Consider the following 14,146-nt stretch of genomic DNA (forward strand, 5'->3'; position numbering starts at 1 on the left):
TTTTTCATAAGTGGATAAAACTTAACATTTTAACGTTAGTAAAGCCACTCGAAGGTGATTCATCAAATACAGTTAAAAAGATTGGAATAATGTCTATCAAAACGACCCTTTCAGTATTAAAACCACTATTCAAAAATCTATTCTATGAAAAACCATACGAATATTCCAATAATGATTGAAGTAACAATCAGGTAAGTCAAAATTCTTAACGGCTTGCTTTCCGATCATTTATTCATAACTTTATCAACATGCATATTTAGGTTCTCACTTAACTGATCGGAAATATACGTTGAAGTAGTTAAAATAAATGGATGAAAAATCATTTAGGGATTTAAGTATAATGTTGCTAAATATTTTTTAAAAAATTGACAAAACTTAAATTAAATTAACACTTTGTTTTTTTTATTTATTACTAACAGTTTTGCTGGGTCATTTCAGTCATTTGAAGATAAATACTACAGGCTGCAAACTAAGTTTATTGAGGCTCAAACTAATAGTAATGATGTTATAGGTATCCTGACGGGAGTATGGTTACCAAGGTTGAGGATAAAATGAAAATTCAAGCCTCTAGAGAGTGTTTAACATGGAAAGTAGAAAGAGATTTTTACATATTTTAAATAACTTTAAAGAGTATGAGGCTGCAAAAGAGAAATCATTTTATATTAATGCTAGTAAAGATGAGTGGCGAGACAATTTAAAATATTTAAATGAAAAAATAAACAATCCAGAGAATAAATGTATTTAATCTCAAATTACAGAATGCCACCAAAAGGCAGTTTTTTTATTGCCTGCGCAAAGCTCAGGTTTACACATCCGCTAGGCGATCGGGTTGGTGCATACTGTGAAGAATCAAGGCTTTCAAAGTATTTTATTAGCGCTTTGTATAGATTTCCGCGCTCAACATTGAAATAAACCTTGCACGATACACCTCGTTTATTTTCCGATAAAAATCCAAGGTCTTTAAGTTTTTTCGCGCATTCTCCTGCTCTTTGCGAGTTAGACCAGTTTCCATGGTCCAGTCGTGTTGGATCTTGTATAGCGTAAACGTAAAGGAGTTTGCTCAACGCTTGGGATACTCAGAACCCACTCTTTGGGACCGAATAAATAATGGAGTCATCATTCCACCTCACAAGGATGGCGTGCTAAGTTTCTGGCAAAATAGCTATGTGAATGAAGCAGTAGCCACAAAATGTAAAAAATCTGCTAAAGTAGCCGCTTAGATATCGGCTTTTTTTGTAAAAGTCGTTGTTTAAATAGACACTTAGCAAAGTGAGTAACATTGTGAGTAACCTCACGAACAGTCTACACATTAAGCAATATATTTCAATAGGTTAAGTTTGATATGCTTCTAATGATCGATAATTACGACAGCTTTACGTATAACATTGTCCAGTACTTTGGCGAGTTAAACCAAGAAGTAAAAGTTGTTCGCAATGATGCCGTGACTTTAGAGGATATTGAACGATGGCAACCAAAGTATCTGGTCATTGGTCCTGGTCCTTGCTCCCCAACTGAGGCAGGGATTTCTATTCCAGCAATTCAACATTTTGCTGGAAAAATTCCTACACTTGGTGTTTGTTTAGGACACCAAGCGATTGGTCAAGCTTTTGGTGGCGATATTATTCGTGCCAAAACCGTGATGCATGGTCGTTTATCTGACATGTACCACAGCGATCAAGGGATTTTCAGCAATTTACCTTCACCTTTTTCAGCGACACGCTATCACTCCCTCGTGATTGATCAAGCAACAGTTCCTGAATGCCTTGAAGTTACCTGCTGGACCAATGAAACAGATGGCTCAATGGAAGAAATTATGGGTGTAAAACATAAGACACTACCGATAGAAGGTGTGCAGTTCCATCCTGAATCAATTCTGAGCCAGCATGGTCATCAAATCTTTAAAAACTTTTTAGAAATTTATGCGAAATAAGTGTAGTAGCAAATCATGAATATTCAACAAGCTTTAAATAACATCACCAAAAATATTGAACTCACTCAACCACAAATGGAAGAAGTGATGCGCACCATTATGCAAGGTGAAGCGACTGATGCCCAAATAGGCGCACTCATGATGGGTTTACGTTTAAAGGGTGAAAGTATTGACGAGATTACGGCTGCCGCGCGTGTCATGCGTGAGTTTGCGATTAAACTTGAAGTCAGTGACATTCCTCATTTAGTCGATATTGTGGGTACAGGTGGTGACGGACAAAATCTATTTAATGTATCGACAGCATCCTCATTCGTCATTGCTGCTGCTGGTGCAACTATAGCAAAACATGGCAATCGTGGTGTGTCATCAAAGTCTGGTTCATCTGATCTTTTAGAACAAGCTGGTATCAACCTTGACCTCAATATGCAACAAACTGAACGTTGCATACGTGAAATGGGGGTTGGTTTTTTATTCGCACCCAATCATCACAAAGCAATGAAATATGCAGCAGGCCCTCGTAAAGAACTCGGTTTCCGCAGTATTTTCAACCTCCTTGGCCCGCTTACGAATCCGGCTGGGGTAAAACGCTATGTAATTGGTGTCTTCTCTACAGAATTATGCCGTCCTTTAGCTGAGGTTTTAAAACAGTTGGGTGCTGAACATGCCATGGTGGTCCATTCTAAAGATGGTCTAGATGAAATCACCCTAGCTTCCTCAACCTATGTGGCTGAGTTGAAAGATGGTGAAGTGACGGAGTGGACTATTCAGCCAGAAGATGTCGATATCGAATCTCAAACCTTAACCGGGCTTTCAGTCGAGAGTTCAGCTGAAAGTCTTGCTTTGATTAAAGATGCGCTGGGCAAGAAAAAATCAGCCAAAGGTGAAAAAGCGGCAAATATGATTGCTTTAAATGCTGGTGCAGGCATCTACGTTTCAGGTTTAACCAATACCTATAAACAGGGTGTCGCTTTAGCACATGATATTATCTATGGCGGACAAGCTTTGGAAAAAATGGGGATTTTGTCGGAATTTACCAAAACGCTCAAAGAATACGAAGCTTAAGGATAGAAGGAATTAACCATGCTAGACATTGCCAATACAATTTTAGGTAAAATCGTTGATCGTAAACATGAAGAGTTTAACATCCGTTTAAAGCAACGTAGTTTAAAGGATGTTGAGGAACTTGCTCGTTCAGCAACGCCTGTCCGTCATTTCGCTCAAGCACTAAACAGTAAACGCCCCGGTGTGATTGCAGAAATTAAGAAAGCCTCACCGTCAAAAGGCATTATTCGTGAAAATTTTAATCCTGCTGAAATCGCTCAACAATACCAACAAGCAGGCGCTGCATGTTTGTCCGTTTTAACAGATGTTGATTTCTTTCAGGGGGCTGATGAAAATATTCAGATTGCACGTAATCACTGCGATTTACCTGCCCTTCGTAAAGATTTTTTAATTGATCCCTACGGCGTAATTGAAGCGCGTGCCTTACATGCAGATTGTATCCTGTTGATTGTGGCATGCTTGTCCGATCAGCAACTTGAAGAAATGTCCAAAACTGCTTTCGAACACAAGCTGGATGTTTTAGTAGAAGTGCACGATGAAGACGAACTTGAACGTGCTTTGAAACTCTCAGATCAATGTCTGTTAGGTGTGAACAATCGTAATTTAAAAACCTTTGATGTCGATTTAAATACTTCTCTGCGTTTGAAAAAATTACTTGAACCTACACGCTTATTGGTTACTGAAAGTGGTATAGCTACACCAAATGATGTTCAAATGATGCAGGAACATGATATTCACTCATTCTTGGTGGGTGAAAGTTTTATGAAGCAATCTCGTCCTGATCATGCTTTTTCAGCACTGTTTGGCACACCTCAAAATATATAAATCGTGTGTAAAGGGTGAGATTGCTCACCCTTTACACCCGCATATTCAGCCTTGGTTGAATAGAAAGTTTTTTAATGATGGAATACGAGTCTATTTTGTGTTTCATTATTTACTGGTTGTTGAGTTATACTTTTCCATTTTATTATGAATAATGTTTATATAGATTATTCTCACAGATAACAGCAATATAATTTATTTTAAGTCTGCTTTTAATTGAGAATTGAGAATTGAGAATTGAGAATTGAGAATTGAGAATAATGAAATCTAAATCGATAACACAGAGTTTTGTTTTTTTACTTTTAGCGCTGTTTTATTTATTCCAAAACATGACCTGGGCAAAAGAAATATCCATTTACGCTGGTTCACCCTATTATATTGATTCAAAACGGATACTCTATTTTAATATTCCCCAGCAATCTGAAGGTGTCATTGCTGCTCAACTTGATCTTGGGCAAATTTTTCCAAATATAGAGATAGAATTTCTTAAGCAAAAAAACTATCTGTTTAAAAAAAACCAAATCCAAATTATCAGTTATCAAGGACCATCTATTCATATTGACTTTACAATCACCCCAGATAATAAAAAAGTCCAAAAATCAACTTACCATCTTGTATATAAAGGACAAGAGCGTACATTGCTGACAGCAATCAACATTCAATCTCAACTGATTTTATTTGAAATACTCGATCAGTTCGAACACAATTTTAATGAGATACCAGCTCTTGAGCTGGAACATCATTTATCAACAGATCAATATATGTTGAATGCATTCATGTTTTACGCAGCAACCCATCATTTCAGTGATATGCATGAATTTATGCAAAATTTAATCAAAAATCTCACACAAAACCAAAGCATTGATGATTATAAAAAAGCCCAAATTTTATATCTTCAATATTTAAAAGATGATGCTGAGTTTCAAGATATTGATTTAATTATGGCATCCATTGAACATCATGATCTGGATTTTTTGAATAAGATGAGGCTTAGACAGCTTAACCAAATCGTGATAGATGAAATTGAACCCCATACATATTATTTCAGCATGTGTTCGCCATTGGGTAAAGCAATACGACTCAATCAATTTCAAACTGTTGCCCTTTTACTCAACAAAGGTGCTTCAATTGAAAAAGTCTGTATTTCAAAATTTAATGAACAACAATCAGCATTAGACATTGCAAAACTGTATAAAAACAGGCGCGCGCTAAAATTAATCGATTCATATCTCAATAAACCATAAACTTCAGAGCGACATAAAATTATCCAGTATCTTGTGAATGCAATTCAGTTCAAATTTAATCGCTTTCAGACTATAATCATCAGCAAATATCGCCGTCTATTGTTTTTTGCAATTATGAGTAAGTCTGATTCTACATTTTCCAAGTCTCAACTGGATTTATTAAAGCAGTTCAAAAAACAAATCACTCACCCACATACTTCAAAAGTTGCGGCACAACCTGAATCGAAACATGTGCTTTCACCCCATGAAGATGATATCAACGATGCTGATTTGTTTAAAACTGCTTTAAAAGGCGTGACTAAGCTGGATAACAGCAATATTGCTAAAATTGAGCGTAAGGATGTCAGAAAAAAGCCAGATGCAAAAATGCTCGCAAAACGTGCTGCAGCTGAAGGTGCTTTTGAAATTGATGATGCTGAGTTATCGGATACTCAAGCTATTCTCAACCCTGTGGCTAGTCAAGCTGCTCTAAGTTATCGCATTGCAACATTGCAACATAAGGTTTTTGAAGATTTAAAAGCAGGCAATCTACGTTGGTTCGAAGCTGTAGATTTACATGGATGCACTGTTGAAGAAGCCCGTGCAGCAGTATTACAAATAATACAAATGGCAAAAGACGAAAATCAGAATGTCATTAAAATCGTGCATGGCAAAGGTCCTGAAGCCATTCTCAAAACCTATGTCAATGGATGGCTTCGACAGCATCGTGATGTTTTAGCATTTGTGAGTGCTCCTGAAAAACAAGGGGGTACAGGTGCTGTTTTAGTACTGCTTAAACGTAGTGAAAAAAACCCAAAGTTTAATCGTAACCCATAATTCTTTATTTGATCTAATCCAAAATCTCCCACAGTGGCGGTTTATCTTGTAATTGAAAAAATTTATCGATTTTTCTGCTACAATGCCGTCCTTGTTCAAACCGTATAAGTGAACACGTTTTATGTCTATGCAGCAATCCTACGCAAATATTTTAACTGCCGTTGGCGAGGACTTAGACCGTCCTGGTCTGAAAGATACGCCTATGCGTGCGGCTAAAGCTTTTTCGTACTTGACGTCTGGTTATAGCAAAACGCTCGAAGAAGTCACCAATAATGCAGTCTTCCCTTCGGATAATGACGAAATGGTGTTGGTTAAAAATATTGAATTTTATTCTTTATGTGAACACCATTTGCTGCCATTCCATGGCCGTGTACATATTGCCTATCTTCCGTCGGGGAATGTACTCGGTTTGTCCAAATTTGCACGAATTACTGAAATGTTTGCCCGTCGCCTGCAGATTCAGGAACAACTGACCAAACAAATCGCTGATGCAGTTGCTGAAGTGACTCAAGCACGTGGCGTTGCTGTAGTGATTGATTCAGCACATATGTGTATGATGATGCGTGGTGTGAGTAAACAAGAGTCAACCACACGTACTGTCTCATTTGTAGGTGACTTTAAAACGGATAAAGAAGCACGCCGTGAGTTTCTTTCTGCGGTGCCAGAAGCGCACTAAACTGCAAGCGACGTACATCTTCATATTACTCTTGAAGCCTCATTCTACTGGGGCTTTATTTTCAGCAGGTTTTTAACATGTCTTCAATTTGGTTGGCTGGCTATGGTCTGACACAGGGTAAAATGAGTATAGACTACCCTCGTGCAGATCGTTTGGTTCAAGGAAATCCAAAACGCCTTACTGAAAGTCTATACGAACACCCCAATATGAACTGTGGTATTTGGCAATGTGAAATAGGTGCTTGGCATATTCAGTTTGCAGACAATAAACAAGAATTTTTCCAGATTATTGAAGGTGTGGTCCGTTTACATGATCCACTGACCCAAACATTTATAGAAATCAAAGCAGGACAAGCTGGTATTATTCCCCCAGGATTTTCAGGTACATTTGAAGTCGTAGAAACAGTAAAAAAATACTTCGTTGTGGTTGAAGTCTGAGTATATGCTCTTACAGATCAACTGGTTGTATGGTTGGAAAATTCAAACAGATACTTTGGATATGTGTAAGTTTTTATAGCTATGATTTGTAATAAGATTCACTGATTATTTATTTAATTGTATGATTAAAAATACCAGTACTTATTTACTCTTTAAATGAAAAATTTATTGATTTTTATCACAGCATTAGCCACTTCTACAGCATTTGCCGACAATCTGAATAGTCATGAACTCAAAGATGTTCAGGTCGTAATTAAGCTATTTAAAAATAAAAATATCACGGCGATTTCAAACAATATTGTCTACCCATTAGCACGTGAACATCCCCTCTCAAGTATTCAAAATCCCACTGAAATGAAGCAGCGCTTTAATCAAGTGTTTGATCAAAAACTCATTCAGGCAATTGCCAATTCGAAGCCGTCGCAGTGGCAAAGTGTGGGATGGCGTGGCGTCATGCTCGATCGTGGTACAGTTTGGCTAGAGGGTCATCAGATTAAGGCTGTCAACTCTAGCAGTGATGCGGAACAAAAATTAAAGGCACAATTAATTTCCACACAAAAACAGCAATTGCATCCATCACTGAGAAATTTTGACAAAGCCGCTTTACAATTCAAAACAGCCAAATTTCAAATACGTATCGATGAAATGCCAAATGGTCTGTATCGTTATGCTGCATGGGGAGTAAAACAATCACAAATTGAAAAACCCGATTTGATTTTGAACCAAGGCAAAGTGGTTATGGATGGTTCAGGGGGTAATCATCACTATATTTTTAACAATGGCAGTTATCAATACATCATTTATCGCAATCTGTTAGGTGCAAGTGAAATACCAGATGTAGAGTTAATTATCACCCAAAAAGGCAAAACTGTGCTTTCTCAGGTAGGACTTCTACTTTAAAAAATGGGTTTAATGCGGATAATGTTTGATTCAGTCAAATGATCTAGATCAACCCGGATTGGAAGTGGCACGAAATTCATCGCCACTTCAATCTGTTTTGGCTGTCTAAAAGTCATCTCAACAGCGGAATAAAAAAATCATTTTATATCAAAAATTTACCAACAATCTCATCGAAAAAATTGACATAAATGAATATGAATTGAAGGATTATGATTTCTTTTCAGTCAATTGATAGATCAATTGCTCCATTTGTTGCATATGCGCACGATTATCGTGATCCCAAGGGTGAAAGCTTGGACGGAAGTAATCCATATAATTTCCCAATTGTTTTCTCAGTGCGCCTATCTCGCCAAAAGTATAACGATACGCTTTTTTCCAACTTGATATATCGCTGAGCTTGCCTTCACCTTTGACTATATTAAGAAACACAGGAATCACCAATCCCCAGAATACAATGGTTGCGATCACCAAACCAAAACTACGAATTGCATATGCATAAGGTCCCTGTCCCATCGCAGTGTTCCATACATCAAAAGCAACTGCTTTATGTTCTGTTTCTTCATAAGCATGCCAACGCCAAATATTGGCATAATGTTGTTCTGCACCTTCAAATAATTCAGGTGTACGCAATACTGAATCTGCCAATAATGCCGTAAAATGTTCTAGTGCTATCGTCCCACTCAACCAAAAATAAGCAGGTAAATGCTGTTTGATCAACCCAAAAATATCGAGTACCAGCGCTTCAAATTTCGGTGCAATGGGAGATCGAGTAAATAGCGCATTGTTATACTCCTCATGCTCTCGACCATGCATCGCCTCTTGTCCAATAAATGCGGTGACTGCTTTTTGCAATTCAGGATCCTGAACTAAATCACGATGTGCTCGAACAGCATCAATAAAGAAACGCTCTCCAATAGGCAAAACAATGGAAAAAGTATTTAATAATGCCGTAAAAATTGGTCCTGCGGGGGTATGCCAATCCGCAATCCGTTCTGCCGGCAAGTTAAATCTTACATCACGGCGAATCGGTAATGGCTCATGATATTCCGCAGACTTAATAAATTTCGTTAATATTCCCATGGTTCATCCTGCCTCTGGCTGATTATCATTTTTTTAATTGAGCTGGTGCTGTCTTTAGAATTTTACCCAATTGAATACAATTCCATAGGTCATTTAGACTCATTTATATGTCATTGCATCTCTTTTTATCGTTTTTAAGCAAGAAATCATTCCGTATTCTCAGCAATACATGCCTTACCCTTACATCCCTGATTTTTTGGCTAAGCTGTTATGGTATATCGATCATGGTGATTAAATAAACTTTAAACAAAAGATCACTTTAAAGATTTAGGCGGACTTTGTACCAGAGCCGAAGTTCACCGTAAATCATTCAATGATCATATTAAAAGCTCACGGTAAGACCTGATGAAATAAAAAAACAATACCCAATAACACGCTCGGGCATTGCTTGATCTACGAAATTTAATGTTTAAGATTAGAATAATAATTTGGGCGGGTTTTCATTACTGTGTAAAGGCACGACATGATCATCTTTTAAATCCACTCCTGAACGTTGTAGTCTGAATGAATTCCGCATGAGTGCCATTAAACGCTGAGTCGCAATTTGAATGCTTAATCCCGCAGGTCGAACATTGGAAATACAGTTTCGACTTGAATCCAGGCAACCTTTACGGGCTTTCCATGTATAATAAACACCCATACTATCAGGCGAACTCAAACCGGGACGTTCACCAATCAGCATAATCAACATAGCCGCATTGAACGTTTGGGCAACCTCATCTCCCAATGCAACTCGACTTCCCGTCGCAATCACAATTGGCGCAAGTGTCCATCCCTCGGCGAGAATATGTTCACGCAACGCATTGATATAAGCAATTGCATTCTCTTCGATGGCACGCGCAGAAAGCCCATCACCCGCAACAATACATACATCGTATGGTTGCGGATGGTCAGCAACATACTCCGTTAGCTGTGTCTGAGATTGTTGAGATAACTGACGTCCATAATCGGGACGTTTCAAATAAATTTCTTTGTTTAGCGCCTTGCTTTTTACCACCAGGCTTGGAAATTTTAAATCCGTCAGCTTGCGCTGCATGTCTTCAACATTTAATTGATGGAAAACAGCATCTTTGGCTTGAGCATGCGACAGCTGAAAGTTAAGCAAAGCCTGCGTAGGAATACTACAGCCGACGCGCCCCATTGCAATTCGTGCATCGGTATATTGCTTGAGTTTGTGCCATGGATCTTCATACAGACCATTCGTGAACGTTTCAAATTTGGAGAGCTTCATGGTTGATGCTCCTTTTAAGATAATAATTTTGCAAAATTTTTAGGCATACTTTTCGGCCATTGAATCTGTCGTTGTTCTTGATGAAAAATGCCCTGATGTTCTAGCCAAGCTGAGAATTCCGGGGCTGGTTTTAATCCCATTAACTGACGTAAATACAGTGCATCATGGAAAGATGTGGTTTGATAATTCAACATCACATCATCTGAACCAGGAATGCCCATAATAAAATTAATACCTGCCGCTCCAAAAAGGGTCAACAGTACATCCATGTCATTTTGATCTGCATCGGCATGGTTGGTATAACAAATATCGCAACCCATCGGTACACCGAGTAACTTGCCGCAGAAATGATCCTCCAAACCTGCTCGAATAATTTGTTTGCCATCATATAAATATTCAGGACCAATAAATCCAACCACGGTATTGACCAATAAAGGATTATATTTGCGCGCTACCGCATAAGCCCGTGCTTCAATCGTTTGTTGATCCACACCATGATGAGCATTACTCGATAAGGCACTGCCCTGTCCTGTTTCAAAATACATCACATTTTGACCAATTGTTCCTCGATTCAGTGCTAAAGTCGCTTCATAGCCCTCTTGGAGCAACTCAAGCGTTACTCCAAAACCATCATTTGCTAACTGTGTTCCTGCAATGGATTGAAACATCAGATCAATGGGAATATTTTGCTCTGCAAGTTGAATCCCTGAACTGATGTGCGTCAATACACACGATTGGGTTGGAATTTCATACTCCTGGATAATGTGGTCGAGCAGTTTGAGCAACTCAGAAAGATTATGGAGGTTATCTGTCGCAGGGTTAATGCCAATCACCGCATCTCCATTACCATACATCAACCCATCCAATAAACTTGCAGAAATCCCCAATACATCATCGGTAGGATGGTTGGGTTGTAAGCGTGTAGATAAATGACCTTTTAAGCCAATCGTATTGCGAAACTGAGTCACCACTTCGCATTTACTGGACACCAGAATCAGATCTTGATTGCGCATGATTTTACTGACAGCAGCCACCATCTCAGGTGTAAGCCCTTTGGCTAAATTTGCCAGTGTCTCAGCCGTTGCTTCTTCACTTAACAACCAGTTTCTGAAGTCACCTACAGTAAAATGTGAAATTGGTGCGAACAAATCTGTACGATGCTCATCCATGATTAAACGTGTGATGTCATCTTTGTCATAATCAATGACCGCTTCATTTAAAAAAGTTTTTAACGGCACTTCAGCAAGTGCCATTTGTGCAGCTACTCGTTCTGTTGCATTGTTGGCAGCGATACCTGCCAGTTCATCTCCTGAGCGTAACGGTGTCGCCTTTGCCATTAAAGTTTTCAAATCGTGGAAAATATAGTGTTGCTGCGCAACATTGTGCCGATAAGCCATAATTATAATTCCTGTTCTGCTGCCTTAATACTGGCAAACTCTTCTTCGGGTGTCCCTGAGATCAAATGGTAACGGCTATACACCAGAAAATAGAGAATAAAGACCACATAAATTCCCAAAGCAATAAACCACACTTTAGGATCAACAAGAAAACCTGCAACGACAGCAATAACCGATAAAATCAAAGCAATGCTTGAAGTTGCAATTCCTCCCGGAGTTCTATAGGGACGGTGTACATCAGGTTGTGAAATGCGCAACTTGATATGTGCCATCATCATCAATACATATGAGATTGTTGCACCAAATACTGCGATTAAGATCAGCAGATCACCCTGTTTGGTCAGTGACAATAAGAAACCGATGATGCCCGGTATAATTACGGCTAAATAAGGCGATTTGTTTTTATTGGTCAAAGACAACGAGGTGGGTAAATAGCCTGCCCGAGAAAGCGCAAAAATTTGTCGTGAATAAGCATAGATAATGGAAAAAAAACTTGCGATTAGACCTGCCAAACCGACAAAGTTGACAAAGTTTGCCAACACACCCTGTCCATAAACTTTAACAATTGCATCCACCAACGGCGCGCCTGAATCTTTCAATACACTGGCACCTGCTGCGCCAGCACTAAGAATCAAGATTAAAATAGCAAATGCAGCTAAAATCAGCATGGCTCCAATCAAACCACGAGGCAGAGATTGGGCTGGATTTTTAGCTTCTTCCGCAGCCAAAGGAACGCCCTCAACAGCAAGAAAAAACCAAATCGCATAAGGAACTGCTGCCCAAATGCCTAAATAGCCTTGCGGTAAAAAATGACTTGCACCAGCTTTTGATGAATCTATTGCAATATCAAATAAATTTGCACTTTTGAAATGTGGAACCATGGCAACCAAGAACACCACAACTGCAACCACGGCGATTGCTGTAATCACAAACATGATTTTTAGTGCTTCGCCTGCACCTTTTAGATGAAGCCCCATAAAGACCAAATAACATATCAAATAAATGATCCATCCCCCTATACCGAATAGGGACTCACAATATGCACCAATAAATGTCGCAATTGCTGCCGGTGCAATCGCATATTCAATCAAAATTGCAGTTCCAGTCAGATAGCCCCCAAATGGACCAAATGCCATACGAGCAAAACTATACCCACCACCTGCGGTAGGCATCATGGTTGACATTTCAGACATGGAAAGGCAGATGCATAGATACATAATCGCCGCAAGAACAACCGCGACAAACATCCCTCCCCAACCACCTTGCGCAATCCCGAAATTCCAACCTGCAAAATCTCCTGAAATGACATAGGCAATCCCTAAACCAACCAGTAACAGCCACCCGACTGCACCTTTTTTAAGTTCCCGTTGCGCAAAATAATCTTTGGAATCGTCCGCCTTACCGACAGATAATGGTTCGTTGTCATTGTTCATCTTTGTTCCTTTTTTGATTGCCTTTTCTTGTATAAGCAAAAAAAGTGCCTTTCCTTGGATTACATCCATTTTTATTCATTTGTTTTAATCACTGGTCTGTTTCTTCCGTTAAAACAGATTCAATTTCAATCTAACAAACAAAGGTAGGAAAAAAGTTGAAGCGCATTGAGAAATAGAGTTTGGATAAAAGCATGCTCAATCAGAAATATAAAAAATACAGATTTGCCATTTATTTGTTAAAATTAATATAGTATTTAGAATTTATACACAAAAATATGATGTGATCTAACCATGGATGAAAAAAATGATGCGATCAACCAAAATCTGAATCCGATAAAGAGAAATTCACTGGCACATCAAAATCTGAGATTTGCTTTAATTGCGTGTAAAAATGACTTGCTCAATACCGCCTCATTGGCTTTAATCACCATACAAATTTGGGATGTAGATAAAGATTTGTACTGGTGTACTTCATGTCCCAGTCAATTGCCGACACACCAACGCATAGACTATCCTTTTGAATCACGAAATGAATATGTTTATAAAGCTGCTATTCTCGATTTAAAGACTAATCACATCTATGGGGAGGTGATTTTATTTAACCGTTTTAAACAAGAAAATATATTTGGACAGTTGGCAGCAACACAGTGTGCAGAGATGATCTCACAGAAAATAAATGATGAACCTAAACGGTGTTTATCCATTCATGCCTATTCAAACCAATATGAAATAAAAATCAATCATCATCCCGTACTTTTAACACCTCGACAATTTGAAATCATCTGTATTTTAATTCTCAATCCAATGGGACTAAGCTTAGAGCAATTACACTTTTACTTGTATGAAGATGAAAATATCAGCCTCAATACACTAAAATCTGAAATTTCGTATTTAAAAAATAAAGTTGGTGAATTGATCTGCGCAAGAACTTATCAAATTCAGGCTCAAGTTTTTGCGGACTTTAAACAGTTTGAGGAAGCCCTTGATGCGGGTTATCTCGATACAATCCGAGCGCTTGATCAAGGCGATTATTTTACAAAGTGCAGAAGTCCTTTTTTACGCAACTGGCAACAGATTCTTCGAATTCGAATCCAAAACCTACTGGGCTAATTATTTCG

At 38.5% G+C, this 14,146-nt stretch carries 14 protein-coding genes; 10 read left to right on the forward strand and 4 right to left on the reverse strand.

The window, feature by feature from the left end; translation table 11 throughout:
* Positions 1–583: 583 nt before the first annotated feature.
* The 9 genes from OSH00_RS12415 (at position 584) to OSH00_RS12455 (ending at position 7,887) form a co-directional block, all read left to right on the forward strand.
* A complete protein-coding gene (locus tag OSH00_RS12415) occupies positions 584–745 on the forward strand; it encodes a hypothetical protein (protein WP_266130662.1) in 162 nt (53 codons plus the stop codon).
* Positions 746–1,342: 597 nt separating this feature from the next.
* Entirely contained in the window at positions 1,343–1,930 is a 588-nt protein-coding gene (locus tag OSH00_RS12420) for an anthranilate synthase component II (RefSeq protein WP_266130663.1), read from the forward strand.
* Between the two features lie 15 nt (positions 1,931–1,945).
* A complete protein-coding gene (gene trpD, locus OSH00_RS12425; protein ID WP_266130664.1) occupies positions 1,946–2,992 on the forward strand; it encodes an anthranilate phosphoribosyltransferase in 1,047 nt (348 codons plus the stop codon).
* An 18-nt stretch (positions 2,993–3,010) separates the two neighbouring features.
* Complete coding sequence (gene trpC / locus OSH00_RS12430) at positions 3,011–3,817, forward strand: indole-3-glycerol phosphate synthase TrpC (protein WP_266130665.1); 807 nt, start codon at positions 3,011–3,013, stop codon at positions 3,815–3,817.
* Positions 3,818–4,074: 257 nt separating this feature from the next.
* Positions 4,075–5,058, forward strand: a complete 984-nt coding sequence (locus OSH00_RS12435) for a hypothetical protein (protein ID WP_266130666.1) — start codon at positions 4,075–4,077, stop codon at positions 5,056–5,058.
* 114 nt (positions 5,059–5,172) lie between these two features.
* On the forward strand, positions 5,173–5,874 hold the full coding sequence (locus tag OSH00_RS12440) for a Smr/MutS family protein (protein WP_266130667.1): 702 nt from the start codon (positions 5,173–5,175) through the stop codon (positions 5,872–5,874).
* A 127-nt stretch (positions 5,875–6,001) separates the two neighbouring features.
* Complete coding sequence (folE, locus tag OSH00_RS12445; RefSeq protein WP_171064926.1) at positions 6,002–6,550, forward strand: GTP cyclohydrolase I FolE; 549 nt, start codon at positions 6,002–6,004, stop codon at positions 6,548–6,550.
* Positions 6,551–6,627: 77 nt separating this feature from the next.
* A complete protein-coding gene (locus tag OSH00_RS12450) occupies positions 6,628–6,987 on the forward strand; it encodes a cupin domain-containing protein (RefSeq protein ID WP_266130668.1) in 360 nt (119 codons plus the stop codon).
* A 156-nt stretch (positions 6,988–7,143) separates the two neighbouring features.
* Positions 7,144–7,887: a hypothetical protein gene (locus OSH00_RS12455; RefSeq protein WP_266130669.1), complete on the forward strand. Its 744-nt coding sequence runs from the start codon at positions 7,144–7,146 to the stop codon at positions 7,885–7,887.
* 207 nt (positions 7,888–8,094) lie between these two features.
* On the opposite strand, the gene OSH00_RS12460 is transcribed toward OSH00_RS12455, so the two are convergent.
* From OSH00_RS12460 to eat, 4 genes are all read right to left on the reverse strand, one after another.
* The gene (locus tag OSH00_RS12460) at positions 8,095–8,967 is read right to left on the reverse strand and encodes a metal-dependent hydrolase (protein ID WP_266130670.1); all 873 of its coding nucleotides are present in this window, start codon (positions 8,965–8,967) and stop codon (positions 8,095–8,097) included.
* A 415-nt stretch (positions 8,968–9,382) separates the two neighbouring features.
* Positions 9,383–10,198, reverse strand: coding sequence for an ethanolamine ammonia-lyase subunit EutC (gene eutC, locus OSH00_RS12465; protein ID WP_266130671.1), 816 nt, complete (start codon positions 10,196–10,198; stop codon positions 9,383–9,385).
* Between the two features lie 14 nt (positions 10,199–10,212).
* On the reverse strand, positions 10,213–11,595 hold the full coding sequence (locus OSH00_RS12470; protein WP_266130672.1) for an ethanolamine ammonia-lyase subunit EutB: 1,383 nt from the start codon (positions 11,593–11,595) through the stop codon (positions 10,213–10,215).
* A gap of 2 nt (positions 11,596–11,597) precedes the next feature.
* The gene (gene eat / locus OSH00_RS12475; RefSeq protein ID WP_266130673.1) at positions 11,598–13,028 is read right to left on the reverse strand and encodes an ethanolamine permease; all 1,431 of its coding nucleotides are present in this window, start codon (positions 13,026–13,028) and stop codon (positions 11,598–11,600) included.
* 291 nt (positions 13,029–13,319) lie between these two features.
* Here eat and OSH00_RS12480 point away from each other — a divergent pair, with 291 nt between their 5' ends.
* Entirely contained in the window at positions 13,320–14,138 is an 819-nt protein-coding gene (locus OSH00_RS12480; RefSeq protein WP_266130674.1) for a helix-turn-helix domain-containing protein, read from the forward strand.
* Positions 14,139–14,146: the final 8 nt, after the last annotated feature.

The sequence above is a fragment of the Acinetobacter nematophilus genome, from assembly GCF_026344175.1.
Taxonomy (GTDB): Bacteria; Pseudomonadota; Gammaproteobacteria; order Pseudomonadales; family Moraxellaceae; genus Acinetobacter; species Acinetobacter nematophilus.

Excerpts from the sequence above, each read along its gene's own strand:
- OSH00_RS12415 (WP_266130662.1), top strand. The coding sequence starts at position 584 with ATGGAAAGTAGAAAGAGATTTTTACATATTTTAAATAACTTTAAAGAG.
- OSH00_RS12420 (WP_266130663.1), top strand. The coding sequence starts at position 1,343 with ATGCTTCTAATGATCGATAATTACGACAGCTTTACGTATAACATTGTC.
- trpD (WP_266130664.1), top strand. The coding sequence starts at position 1,946 with ATGAATATTCAACAAGCTTTAAATAACATCACCAAAAATATTGAACTC.
- trpC (WP_266130665.1), top strand. The coding sequence starts at position 3,011 with ATGCTAGACATTGCCAATACAATTTTAGGTAAAATCGTTGATCGTAAA.
- OSH00_RS12435 (WP_266130666.1), top strand. The coding sequence starts at position 4,075 with ATGAAATCTAAATCGATAACACAGAGTTTTGTTTTTTTACTTTTAGCG.
- OSH00_RS12440 (WP_266130667.1), top strand. The coding sequence starts at position 5,173 with ATGAGTAAGTCTGATTCTACATTTTCCAAGTCTCAACTGGATTTATTA.
- folE (WP_171064926.1), top strand. The coding sequence starts at position 6,002 with ATGCAGCAATCCTACGCAAATATTTTAACTGCCGTTGGCGAGGACTTA.
- OSH00_RS12450 (WP_266130668.1), top strand. The coding sequence starts at position 6,628 with ATGTCTTCAATTTGGTTGGCTGGCTATGGTCTGACACAGGGTAAAATG.
- OSH00_RS12455 (WP_266130669.1), top strand. The coding sequence starts at position 7,144 with ATGAAAAATTTATTGATTTTTATCACAGCATTAGCCACTTCTACAGCA.
- OSH00_RS12460 (WP_266130670.1), bottom strand. The coding sequence starts at position 8,967 with ATGGGAATATTAACGAAATTTATTAAGTCTGCGGAATATCATGAGCCA.
- eutC (WP_266130671.1), bottom strand. The coding sequence starts at position 10,198 with ATGAAGCTCTCCAAATTTGAAACGTTCACGAATGGTCTGTATGAAGAT.
- OSH00_RS12470 (WP_266130672.1), bottom strand. The coding sequence starts at position 11,595 with ATGGCTTATCGGCACAATGTTGCGCAGCAACACTATATTTTCCACGAT.
- eat (WP_266130673.1), bottom strand. The coding sequence starts at position 13,028 with ATGAACAATGACAACGAACCATTATCTGTCGGTAAGGCGGACGATTCC.
- OSH00_RS12480 (WP_266130674.1), top strand. The coding sequence starts at position 13,320 with ATGGATGAAAAAAATGATGCGATCAACCAAAATCTGAATCCGATAAAG.